This window comes from Nitrosomonas sp. TNE100, from assembly GCF_055387135.1.
The window spans coordinates 22,833-35,112 of sequence record NZ_AP040997.1; the positions used below are offsets into that span (position 1 = coordinate 22,833).

Consider the following 12,280-nt stretch of genomic DNA (forward strand, 5'->3'; position numbering starts at 1 on the left):
TTTTTAAGTGTTTGGTAACATCAATATATTATTAGAAGTATTCTCAATCCACCCATTTGCGGGCATTCCTGAACATTTTCATCCAGGGGGCATCTTCCGGCCAATCGTCAGGGTGCCACGAATGCTGCACAGTGCGGAATATTCTTTCCGGATGCGGCATCAAAATAGTTACCCGGCCATCAGTTGAAGTCATGCCGGTAATGCCTGCAGGAGAGCCATTGGGATTAAGCGGGTAGGTTTCTGTAAGCTCGCCGCGGTTGTTGACAAACTGTAGTGCAATGTAGGGTTGCGCCGTGAGCAATTGCCCATTATCGCGGAATACCGCCAACCCTTCACCATGCGCAACGGTGATGGGTAAGCGGCTACCAGCCATGCCATCAAAAAACAGCGAAGGACTGTTCCCGATTTTAGCCATGACAAAACGTGCTTCGAACTGCTCGGAACGGTTGCGCTCGAAACGAGGCCAATGAGCGGTTCCGGGAATGATAGCCTGCAGGTGGCTCATCATCTGACAACCGTTGCATACGCCCAGCGCAAAGGTATCAGTGCGAACAAAGAAAGCGGCAAATTCATCCCGCGCCCGCGCGTTGAACAAAATGGATTGTGCCCATCCCCGGCCTGCACCCAGCACGTCACCGTAAGAGAATCCGCCTCCGGCAACCAAGCCCTTGAATTCGGCCAGTTTCACCCGCCCGGACAAAATGTCGCTCATGTGGACATCTACGGTATCGAATCCAGCACGGTCAAAAGCAGCCGCCATTTCTACCTGGCCGTTAACTCCCTGTTCGCGCAGAATAGCAACTGCGGGACGGCTGGCAAGGATGCCTGGTACAGAAGCAGCTTTATCCAGTGAAAACGTCAGGTGAACATGCAGTCCCGGATCATCTGTATCCAGCAGTCGATCAAATTCCTGTTGCGCACATCCGGGATGATCGCGCAGTTTTTGCATCTGAAAGCTGGTTTCCGACCAGATACGTTGTAACGCCACACGTTTTTCCTGAAAGATCACCTTGCCGTCATACATCAGATGGATGTCATCCTGTCGGTTCGGGTGGCCGATCAGGTAGCTGGCTTGTCCCAATCCTGCCCCTGCCAGAATAGTCATCACTGTAGCATGATGCCGGGTTTCGATCTGGATAATGGCGCCCAGTTCCTCGCTAAACAAAGTTGACAGCACTTGTGTGTCTACAACATCAACTGATCTGGAGATCAGTGCATCCAGCGCGATGCTGACGCCGCAATGTCCGGCAAATGCCATTTCACAGAGTGCGACAAACAGCCCGCCATCAGAGCGATCATGGTAGGCCAGCAGCAAACCTTGTTCATTGAGCGTTTGCACGGCATCAAAAAAAGCTTTGAGTGTTTCCGGACTCTCCAGATCAGGTGCACGATCCCCTGATTGTCCGTAAACCTGCGCCAGCGCCGATCCACCAAGCCGATTTTTGCCATTACCCAGATCAAGCAAAATCAGCTCAGTTTCACCTTTATCTAGCCGCAGTTGCGGCGTGAGTGTCTTGCGTGCATCGGAGACTTTGGCAAATGCCGAAATAATCAATGAAAGCGGTGCAATTACTTCTTTTTGTTGTGAATCATGCCAACTGGTTTTCATCGACAATGAATCCTTGCCTACCGGGATACTGATTCCCAGTGTGGGACACAATTCCATTGCTACGGCATGTACGGCGTCATACAATGCGGCATCCTCACCTGGGTGTCCCGCCGCGGCCATCCAGTTTGCAGATAATCGGACGGTTCCAAGGCTGGCAATCGCGGCAGCAGCCAGATTGGTAATTGCTTCCCCTACCGCCATACGTGCTGAACTGGCTGCATCGATCACAGCCAGCGGCGTGCGTTCACCTAGCGCGAATGCTTCGCCCAGATACGTCTGAAAGCCCGAGGTAGTAACCGCGACATCGGCTACCGGCACTTGCCATGGGCCAACCATCTGATCGCGCGCCGTCTGGCCGCCAACTGTGCGATCGCCAATCGTAATCAGAAAGGATTTGTTCGCCACGGCTGGCAGGCGCAGAACGCGACTGACCGCTTCCTGCAGGCGTATACCGGTTTTGTCCAGAGGAGTAGGGGCAGGGTGGATACGTTTTACATTGCGCACCATTTTGGGTGGTTTGCCCAGCAGCACGGATAAAGGAATATCCGCCGGATGAGTGGCCGAATGTTCATCGGCCACAATCAGTTGCGGCTCTGTCAGTGCTTCACCGACAACAGCGAACGGGCAGCGCTCGCGTTCGCAAATTGCCTGGAACAAAGGCAGGGATTGCGGATGAATGGCAAGCACATAACGTTCCTGCGCTTCATTACACCAGATCTGCAGGGGCGACATGCCCGGTTCGTCAGAGGGAACCGCACGCAGATCAAACCAGCCGCCACGTGCTGCACCATACACTAGCTCGGGCAGGGCATTGGAAAGCCCGCCAGCACCCACATCGTGAATGGCCAGAATCGGATTGGGTTGCCCGCTGCGTGCCAATTGCCAGCAGCGATCAATCACCTCCTGCGCACGCCGCTGCATTTCGGCATTACCCCGCTGCACCGAGTTGAAATCAAGCGCTTCCTCATTGGTGCCGGCATCCATACTGGATGCCGCACCACCACCCAACCCGATAGCCATGCCCGGCCCTCCCAGGTGGATCAGCAAGGTGCTTGGTGGAAAAGGTGCTTTGGCAGTGTGCAATGCGGAAATCTGGCCGATGCCGCCCGCCAGCATAATAGGTTTGTGATAGCCGCGTACCTGACCGTTGACTTCTACTTCATAGGTACGGAAATAACCTGCCAGATTGGGACGGCCAAATTCGTTACTGAATGCCGCACCACCAATCGGAGCAGTCAACATAATGTCAAGCGCAGAGGCAATATGCCCTGGTTTGCCATAATTATCAGTCTCCCAGGGTTGGATGGCCTCAGGAATGCGCAGGTTGGATACGCTGAATCCGGTCAGGCCGGCCTTGGGTTTCGCGCCGGATCCGGTTGCACCTTCATCGCGAATCTCGCCCCCCACGCCGGTTGCCGCACCTGGAAAAGGTGAGATGGCCGTCGGATGATTGTGCGTCTCCACCTTAATCAACCAATGGGTCAGTTCCGGTTCGTGCCTGTACGAATTGCCTTGACTGGGGTAAAACCGCTCAACAGTTTTTCCTTCCAGAATGGCAGCATTATCTGCATAGGCAACAATGGTATGTTCAGGGTGGCGCTGATGCGTATGCCGGATCATGTCAAACAGCGAATGGGGTTGCTGCATGCCATCGATTACCCAGCTCGCATTGAAAATCTTGTGGCGACAATGTTCCGAATTGGCCTGTGCAAACATCATCAATTCGACATCGGTAGGGTTGCGCCGAATGCGGATAAAATAATCCAGCAGATAATCAATTTCATCGGGTGACAGCGCCAGTCCCATTTCCCGGTTTGCCTGCAGCAGCGCATCACTTCCCTGGCCAATCAGATCAACTTCAGCCAATGTGCCTGGTGTGGAATGCTGAAACAGGATCGCAGCTTCAGGCAGCGAATGCAGTACCACTTCAGTCATGCGGTCATGAATATACGCCTCGATTTGCAACATCTGCTCCGGCGATAGTGTTGTCTGGCAACGAAACGCGAAAACAATGCCGCGTTCCAGTCGCTCGATTTTATCTAGACTGCAACAATGCGCGATATCAGTGGCCTTGGATGACCAGGGTGAAATCGTGCCAGGACGAGGTACAACCAGCAACAGTTTGCTGCCCAGGGAGAGCGGCGCTGCTGCCCCCTCAACATTGAGCAACTGTCGTAGCCGATCGATTTCTTCCGGCGTCAAATCACGCTGAACCTCACAGAAATAGTGGTAGTCGGCAGTAATACCGGAAATTTCCGGTACGATTGACTGAATTGAATGAAGCAAGCGTTCCAGACGAAAAGGAGAAAGCGCATTGCGCCCGTGAAATTGCAACATCAGGAATGTAGCCAGTTAAATGAAAAGACATGATTTTACACGAGTAACCTACAGCCAGATTATTGTCTGGATGATTAGGTTGGGAAAAACCAGAAACTGATCGCATGGATCAATAATAGTTGCAGTTTCTCCGTTTATACAAAATTCGGAACACCTTCTTAGATGTTTAGTCCCACGGTGTGCTGGTGTAACATATAACCAGCTACGGAGGGATGATTTATGGGACAGATATTACACGGAAGCGCCCGCACGACAGCGGCGGTACGTCGAGCGATACAAAATAGTCAAGAGAGTCTGAATGTTCTGGCCAAGCGGCATGGGATTAATCCAAAAACGGTAGCGAAGTGGCGGAAGCGGGAATTCACCCACGATGCACCGATGGGCCCCAAAGAGTCGCACTCGACTGTTTTAAGTCTGGAAGAAGAAGCCGCTGTTGTGGCGTTTCGCAAACATACGCTTCTACCGCTGGATGATTGTCTATATGCCTTGCAACCAAGCATTCCGCATTTAACCCGCTCAAGCCTGCATCGCTGCTTTCAACGGCATGGCATCAGTCGGTTGCCGGAGGTTGATGGTGACAAGCCAAAGAAAAAGTTTAATGCCTATCCAATTGGCTACTTCCATATTGATATTGCCGAAGTTCGTACGAAGGAAGGTAAACTCTATCTTTTTGTAGCCATTGACCGGACATCAAAGTTCGTTTTTGTTCAACTCCAGAACAAAGCCAACCGCAACACGGCAACCGCCTTCTTGAAGGCCGTGATCGAGACTGTTCCCTACAAGATCCATACAATCCTGACTGATAACGGTATCCAGTTTACGTTCCCGGCGCGTTATCGGAATGGGCCAACGGCTCAGTATGTAACGCATATGTTCGATAGGTGTTGTCAGATCAACGGCATCGAGCACCGTCTCACCAAACCCAACCATCCCTGGACCAATGGTCAGGTTGAACGCATGAATCGAACCATCAAGGATGCGACTGTAAAACGGTATTATTACGACTCACACGATCAGCTGAAGGCCCATCTCCATCGCTTTGTGATGGCTTATAACTTCGCCAAAAGACTAAAAGCTCTCAAAGGCCTAACACCCTATGAATACATCTGCAAAATCTGGAAAAATGAGCCAGATCGTTTTATCTTTGACCCATTCCAGCACACCGTGGGACTAAACATCTTAGGACTTGACTTAGTTATTTCCACCTGTCATTTTTTACATATTCCCCAGATGTAATACTTGCTTTTAGGAAGGAGGACAGCATGAGAAAAATACTACCCGCCGGTATGTTGTATGTTGTATGTTGTTATGGTGTTACTCACAACCGCAGTATGTTTTGCAGGAAATAAAAGGGATGCTGCAGAAGGGCGCAATATCTGGTTCAATAGTACTTTTGGAGGAGAGCGCTTTTTTAGTCTTATCTTGCCTAATGCTCCCTTCAATTTCCAGATTGGCTTTGATCATATGTTAACCTGGCCACGGGATAGTCGGTTTGATGAATATGGAGTTATTAATGATCCGGATTGCACCCCGGGTGATGCGTCAACGGGCTATTTCGATCGATGTGCAGATCCTGAGTCCGCCGGTGTCATAGGAGTGCGAAAATTTCCAAACCCCTCAGGCGGCTCACCGCTTATAGGGATCACCTGTGCCGCTTGTCATGCCGGATTTGATCCCGTTCATCCTCCTTCAAATCCAAATAATCCACAAGAAAGAAACATTCATCCTACTGTCGGAAACCAGTATCTGCGGATCGACAAGCTTTTTAAGAGCCATCTTTCGCCGCATGATCCTCGCTATCAAATCTTTTCCAGCTGGGCTCCCGGCACTGTAGATACTACTTTACTGGAAAATGATCATATTAATAATCCGGGAACGATTACGCCGATCTGGTCACTACCCAATCGTCCATTCTTTAATGTGACCGCTGATGGTGAGCCTGCTCGCGTTCATCGTAACGGACAGGGAGGAGAAGATGATATCGGCTGTGAGCAGGCAGCGCTCCGAGTTTATTTCAACATTGGTATGTGCGCTGCAGAATGCATGGTTGGGCATCTTGCCAACGGACCTGGCGGGAGCCAAACGCCCATTAACCTTGCAGAATGCAGACAGGTCTGCCCAGAGCTCCTGCAAGCAGAAGAGTCGGTAGGCAAGCTCTGTGCGTTTCTGCAAACGCCACATGCTCCACGCCTGGTGCGTGCCCCGAAAGGCGCACATTATATTGATTGGAAGGTTGTAAGGAAGGGTCAGAAAGTCTTTTCTCAGGCATGCGAATCATGCCATTCCGATGGGAATCGTTCGTTAAGGCGAAATGTTCTCTCTGATGATCTGATTCATCCTTTCGCCGAGATTGGTACGAATAGCTGTCGTGCCCGCACGACTAACTGGATGGGTGGCCATATCTGGGCCGTGTTTTCTTCAGATCAATATAAGGAACGACCGAACGGCGGACCAGGTTTTTACCGTGACATGCCTCTTGCAGGCATTTGGGCAACCGCTCCTTTTTTCCACAATAACAGGCTGGGCCAAAGCATCGGCGATCCGTCAGTGGCTGGTCGTATCACGGCATACGAGGATGCAATGGATCTGTTGCTGAATCCTGATAAGCGAGATGAGCCTGGTTCGATCCTGCGTACGACTGACCAGGTACAACTGCCAACCCCATCTGGTGTCGTTATGCTCCCTGCCGGGACTCCTGTTGCTCAATTTGCAAGCCTTGATCCCAGTACTGGCAAAAATCTCTGCCCGGATCTCTCTGAAAATCAGGGGCACTACTTTGGAACAGAACTTTCGGATGAAGATAAGTATGCGCTGATCGAATTTCTGAAGACCCGCTGATGTCGGTTATTTTATGAGTTTCGTATATGAAAAATATGATCACTCAATCCACCATTAGTTGCCCACATTGCGGACATAAAGAAACAGAGGAAATGCCAATTGATGCCTGTCAGTGGTACTACGAATGCAAGTTGTGCCATACATTGTTACATCCACTGGCAGGTGATTGCTGTGTGTTTTGTTCGTATGGTACGTTTCCATGCCCGCCAAAGCAGCAAGATCACTCATGTTGCACTTGACCGCTGTCGGCTCTCGCCTGGCGGTACGAAAATCATCAACATACGCATTACCAAGAGCAGTTATGAAACACCTGTTCTGGCTCGTTCGATCAACTCACAAATCAAAGGTAATTATTAACGCTATCTTTGATAGGATCAGCATATTGGCTTTCAAGCACGCCCTGTTTCTTCCCGGGACGCGAAATATCGACTGCACGTAATTGCTTGAGATTGATATGATGATTTTTATCCAACCCATTTTTTTCTGTGGGCTCCAGATTTACTGCAAAAGGCCAGGGTTTATGTTGAGGAAGTAAAGGAGCAACAATCAATGTTCTGGAATGGACATTGGCCAGGCTACTTTGAAGAATGACACATGGCCTCAGTTTTTTGTTTCTGCCTCCTTGGTCGGTTCAAGATTAATCCAGTAAATTAATCCAGTAAATGTCCAGCTGTTTGAAATCAGTCATTGGCTAATCCATCTGACAGCCTACTACCTCATTCTTGTAATTCCGCCTGGTAGTTCGTGTCTTCTGCCTCTTCCTGGTTTGCTTTACGTAAAGCTGCCTGAAGGAAATTTTTGCGTTCCTGTTTCAAGAGTTGATTGATATAGGCGCTACCGATTGTTATTCGCAACATTGTTCAAAAAAGTAAATACTTCATCGTCAATCGTGATGGTTATTCTATGATTCAGGTAATTAATTACACCATCAACAGTAAAACAGTAATCGAGCAACAGATGCAGGTGGTGCCCAAAGAAGTTTGGGCCATGACGATAAGGCTAGATCATCAATGACAAAGCCAAGGGTAGCAACGCGCGCTTGACAAGATACATAACCTGCCGCCATTCTCAAACATAAAGATACGAATAAGGGAAACAATCAGCCCCTATGGGTATTAATAACCTCGGAGGTATATCATGGGTAACGAAAAATCTTATACGGGCAACTGCTTTTGTGGAGCAGTTCAATTCACAGTTACTGGAGAACCCGCTGCTATGGGTTATTGTCATTGTGAATCGTGCCGGCACTGGTCTGCAGGGCCAGTCAATGCGTTTACTTTGTGGAAGCCCGAGGCAGTTAAAATTACACAAGGTGCTGACAACATCGGAACCTATCACAAAACACCAGCAAGTTATCGTAAATGGTGTCAAACCTGTGGTGGCCATCTTTTTACAGACCATCCAGGCATGGGACTCATCGACGTTTATGCAGCATTACTACCGGAATTGCCTTATACACCCGAAGTTCATGTGCACTACCAGGAAACGGTATTGCACGTCAGGGACGGCTTGCCAAAAATGAAAGACCTGCCAAAGGAGATGGGCGGATCAGGTGAAAATGTAGAGGAATAACATAATCTTCACGAATAATCTTGCGATCAAATGAATACCACGCCCATCTATACCACTGCTGAAATTCGCGAGATTGAATCGCTAGTGCTATCCGTACCCAATCCGCCGCCATTGATGGAGAAGGCAGGGTTGGCGGCAGCAGAAATTGCCCAAGCCCGATTGCTGACAGGTAACAATCACCGGATATTGATTCTGGCCGGACCGGGCAACAATGGCGGGGATGCGTTGGTGGCTGCGCGCCATTTGCATGGCTGGGGAAAACAGGTAACGCTGGTATTTACCGGAGAATCCGCACGGCTGTCGCGGGATGCCAGACAAGCGCTGGAACAATGGCAATCCATCGGTGAAATGATCCATCGGGAGATTCCGGCTAATGGCCAATGGGATGCCGTGATAGACGGCTTGTTTGGTATCGGCCTGAACGAAGCACGCCCGCTGGAGGAAAGGTACCGGCAGCTCATCGGGCAAATCAATCATCTGAATCTCCCGATACTGGCGCTCGATATTCCCAGCGGTTTGCTGAGCGATTCCGGTCGTGTGTCGGAGGTTGCGGTTAGGGCGGCGATTACGGTTACTTTTATCGCCTTCAAGCCAGGCTTGCTGACGCATGACGGCTGTGATCATTGCGGCGAAATCATTGTGTGCAATCTGGAGCTGGACACCACCACACTGCTTTCTCCACGGAACTGGCTGTTGGATCGAGCGAGTATTGCCTCGAGATTGCCGCCTCTCCGACAGGCAAACAGCCATAAAGGTACTTACGGAAGACTCGGTATTCTGGGCGGAGCCGGCGGCATGATTGGTGCGGTTCTGCTGGCCGGGCGTGCCGCACTCAATCTGGGAGCGGGACGAGTTTATCTGGGGCTGCTGACGCAGGAGGATGCACCGGTAGTTGATCTGACCCAACCTGAGTTGATGTTGCGTCCCCCTTCCGGCTTTTTTGAGCCAGATTTTCTGGATGCTCTGGTAATTGGTCCCGGCTTGGGGGGAGAAATCGCTGCGTGCATTTATCTGGAACAAGCGCTGCAAACCAGCCTGCCATTAGTGCTGGATGCTGATGCACTCAACTTGATTGCCTGCCATACAGAGCTCAGCAATGCCATCAAGGTACGTGAAGCACCCGCCATACTCACACCCCATCCGGCAGAAGCAGCCCGTTTGCTGAATACAACCACTGTTGAAATACAGCACAATCGGCTGGAGGCCGCCCAAACCCTTGCCCGACAGTTTAATTGCATCATCGTCCTGAAAGGGGCGGGTAGCATTTGCGCTTTTCCGGACGGACATTGCCATTTCAATACCAGTGGCAATCCTGGTTTAAGCACTGCTGGCACTGGTGATGTCCTTTCAGGTTTTCTGGGTGCATTGCTGGTGCAAGCATTACCTCCGGAAAATACTCTGTTATTGGCCGTTCACTTGCACGGCGCAGCAGCGGATACACTGCTGGAACAGCAACATGGCCCTGTCGGCATGACGGCATCGGAAATTATTCCCGCTGCCCGCCACCTGCTGAATTGCTGGATCGATCAGAAAACCTCCGGGTACCGATATGCCCGGTTTGGCGGGCAGTTCAAACCAAACAACCAATAAAATACGGACAATCAAGCCCAGCAGTACTGAAAAGCCAGGTATCCACCAGCATCGTGCGGATCTGACAACTGCCGAACCAGAGCAGTAATCTATCCGGCTGGAATTATTGAACCGCTACATGCCGCTGTGGTAAAGTGCCGTCAAACTGGCGGCAGCCTTTGTCGCATTTTACCCATTGGATTCCCCGGTTAGGCTCTGCCGATCGCGCTTATTGATAGATAGTGAAACAGCATGGCAGTAACGTGCCTGAAACACTTTGAGATCAGTATCCCGCACACAATAACGCATGGTGGCGCTTGAAAATTTCGTGAAGGACACTTTACAGTTTGTGTCGGATATCAACCAGATTTGGCGAACGACAATCGGAAGTAGTTTTGATGATCGCGGAGCCGGCTTGTGTCAGTAAACAAAAATACTTAACCGATGCGCGAATTTTCAGCAACACCAATAGAAATGTTCGTCAGTCTCTGGCGAAATCGCAGCCTGGTTCATGCCTCTGCCAAACGGGAAGTGCTGGGGCGCTATCGTGGCTCTGCTTTAGGATTGCTGTGGTCCTTTTTCAATCCGATTTTTATGCTGGCTGTGTACACTTTTGTATTCAGCGTGGTGTTCAAGGCGCGCTGGAATACCGGCAGTGATTCCAAAACCGAATTTGCCCTGGTGTTGTTTGCCGGTTTGATTGTATTTAACCTGTTTGCCGAGTGCATCAATCGCGCCCCCGGGCTGATACTCTCCAACGTTAACTATGTCAAAAAAGTGGTCTTCCCGTTGGAAATCCTGCCCTTCGTTGCGCTACTTTCCGCCCTTTACCACGCAGTGATCAGCCTGATTGTCTGGCTTGTGGCCTACCTGGTCCTGTTTGGCGTGCCGCACGCTACCTTATTATTTCTTCCGCTAGTCATTTTGCCATTTTGTTTATTCATCATGGGCCTAAGCTGGGCCCTGGCTTCACTGGGAGTATTTTTGCGGGATGTATCTCAATTCATCGGCGTCCTCACCACGGTATTGATGTTCCTGAGCCCTATTTTTTACCCGGCAACTGCCTTGCCAGAAAACTATCGGCACTGGCTGTACCTGAACCCGCTTACTCCGGTCGTCGAAATGGTTCGGGATGTACTGTACTGGGGAAAAATACCTGAGTTCGCCATGTTAGGACTCTACTGGCTGGCCACTGGCTTCATCGCCTGGCTGGGCTTTGCCTGGTTTCAGAAAACCAGAAAAGGATTTGCGGATGTTCTTTGATATCAATTCAATCATAAATTATTCCTGTTAAAGGCATGCTGGCCCACAATCTATCTCGCTACATCCCTGCGAGCCTCGTAATCACCAAGTAAATCAGTATTCCCGAGGGGTGGAGAAAGCCCATATAATTTCCAGCGAACATCAACAAATGAGACTCTCACCGTACACACAGCGGATCATTTGCGAAAGCGATCAGGATATCTTTGGCACCGATGCCTATGTCAAAGTATTCGGTTCCAGGCTGGATGATAATGCTCGGGGCAATGATATTGATTTGCTGGTTGAACTGCCATCTATCACGCAGGAGGTTGAACGCAAAGCTCTGCAGCTTATCGCCAGACTGCAATACTGATCGGTAACAACAACATTTTTCACAAACCCTGGAGATAGTTGCGAAGAAGGCAAACATCTTGCTATAGCTGGCATAACTTGTTCATGCAGAAGAATACCGTTTTGTTGTGAATTTCTCGCTTCGGCCTATCCAGTTTGATGAGACTCTGTTTTAATTTTCACACGTGAAAGAATTATGAGCAGCATTATCAAGACTGAAAATATCGAATGCATGATTGAGATCATTCGAGACCAGAGAGTCATACTTGATTACGACATTGCACGTATATATGGTGTTGAAACTAAACGTATAAACGAAGCTGTCAAAAATAATCCAGATAAATTTCCACAAGGTTATTTCTTTGAACTGAATGCTGAGGAATATGCTAATTTGCGGTCGAAAAAAACGACCGCAACCTTCGCCAAGGTTCGCGTACCTCCCAAGGCGTTTATCGAAAAAGGCCTCTATATGCTAGCCACTATTCTAAAAAGTCAGGACGCAACGCAGGCCACGCTCAACATTATCGAAACCTTTAGTAAGTTGCGTGAGCTTTCTCGCAATGTTAAGGAACTCGCTAACTTAGAAGACAAGCCAAAGCAAAAGACACTTATGCAGCGGAGTGGCGAGCTGATTGCTGAAATCTTGGATGGTGATCTGCAAACGCGAGACGCAGAAACCACTATTGAGCTGAATTTCGCTGTCCTGAAATTCAAGCACACTGTCAAAAAAAGTGGAGGTGGTAAAAGCTGAAGGGCCGCTTC

10 protein-coding genes are annotated in these 12,280 nt (G+C 49.8%); 8 read left to right on the forward strand and 2 right to left on the reverse strand.

Features of this window, described 5'->3' with window-relative positions; all coding sequences use genetic code 11:
• Positions 1 to 43: 43 nt before the first annotated feature.
• Positions 44 to 3,946, reverse strand: a complete 3,903-nt coding sequence (gene purL / locus ACZ5EJ_RS00110) for a phosphoribosylformylglycinamidine synthase (protein ID WP_074456196.1) — start codon at positions 3,944 to 3,946, stop codon at positions 44 to 46.
• A 219-nt stretch (positions 3,947 to 4,165) separates the two neighbouring features.
• Here purL and ACZ5EJ_RS00115 point away from each other — a divergent pair, with 219 nt between their 5' ends.
• The 3 genes from ACZ5EJ_RS00115 to ACZ5EJ_RS00125 all read left to right on the forward strand — a co-directional run bounded on the left by ACZ5EJ_RS00115 (position 4,166) and on the right by ACZ5EJ_RS00125 (position 7,023).
• Entirely contained in the window at positions 4,166 to 5,182 is a 1,017-nt protein-coding gene (locus tag ACZ5EJ_RS00115; protein WP_464557219.1) for an IS481 family transposase, read from the forward strand.
• A 57-nt stretch (positions 5,183 to 5,239) separates the two neighbouring features.
• Complete coding sequence (locus ACZ5EJ_RS00120) at positions 5,240 to 6,784, forward strand: c-type cytochrome (RefSeq protein ID WP_041353627.1); 1,545 nt, start codon at positions 5,240 to 5,242, stop codon at positions 6,782 to 6,784.
• A 92-nt stretch (positions 6,785 to 6,876) separates the two neighbouring features.
• Positions 6,877 to 7,023 (forward strand): GDCCVxC domain-containing (seleno)protein, encoded by a 147-nt coding sequence (locus ACZ5EJ_RS00125; RefSeq protein WP_439895587.1) that lies wholly within the window; start codon positions 6,877 to 6,879, stop codon positions 7,021 to 7,023.
• Between the two features lie 101 nt (positions 7,024 to 7,124).
• On the opposite strand, the gene ACZ5EJ_RS00130 is transcribed toward ACZ5EJ_RS00125, so the two are convergent.
• Complete coding sequence (locus ACZ5EJ_RS00130) at positions 7,125 to 7,388, reverse strand: type II toxin-antitoxin system PemK/MazF family toxin (RefSeq protein WP_369668792.1); 264 nt, start codon at positions 7,386 to 7,388, stop codon at positions 7,125 to 7,127.
• 533 nt (positions 7,389 to 7,921) lie between these two features.
• On the opposite strand from ACZ5EJ_RS00130, the gene ACZ5EJ_RS00135 reads away from it, so the two are divergent.
• From ACZ5EJ_RS00135 to ACZ5EJ_RS00155, 5 genes are all read left to right on the forward strand, one after another.
• Positions 7,922 to 8,356 carry a GFA family protein gene (locus tag ACZ5EJ_RS00135; protein WP_074456031.1) on the forward strand — a complete coding sequence of 145 codons (435 nt, stop codon included), beginning with the start codon at positions 7,922 to 7,924 and terminating at the stop codon, positions 8,354 to 8,356.
• 30 nt (positions 8,357 to 8,386) lie between these two features.
• On the forward strand, positions 8,387 to 9,946 hold the full coding sequence (locus ACZ5EJ_RS00140; RefSeq protein WP_464557222.1) for an NAD(P)H-hydrate dehydratase: 1,560 nt from the start codon (positions 8,387 to 8,389) through the stop codon (positions 9,944 to 9,946).
• Positions 9,947 to 10,369: 423 nt separating this feature from the next.
• Entirely contained in the window at positions 10,370 to 11,188 is an 819-nt protein-coding gene (locus ACZ5EJ_RS00145) for an ABC transporter permease (protein WP_011633279.1), read from the forward strand.
• 148 nt (positions 11,189 to 11,336) lie between these two features.
• Complete coding sequence (locus ACZ5EJ_RS00150) at positions 11,337 to 11,540, forward strand: hypothetical protein (protein ID WP_049753073.1); 204 nt, start codon at positions 11,337 to 11,339, stop codon at positions 11,538 to 11,540.
• Between the two features lie 174 nt (positions 11,541 to 11,714).
• Positions 11,715 to 12,269 (forward strand): ORF6N domain-containing protein, encoded by a 555-nt coding sequence (locus tag ACZ5EJ_RS00155; protein WP_011633281.1) that lies wholly within the window; start codon positions 11,715 to 11,717, stop codon positions 12,267 to 12,269.
• The last annotated feature ends 11 nt before the right edge of the window (positions 12,270 to 12,280 follow it).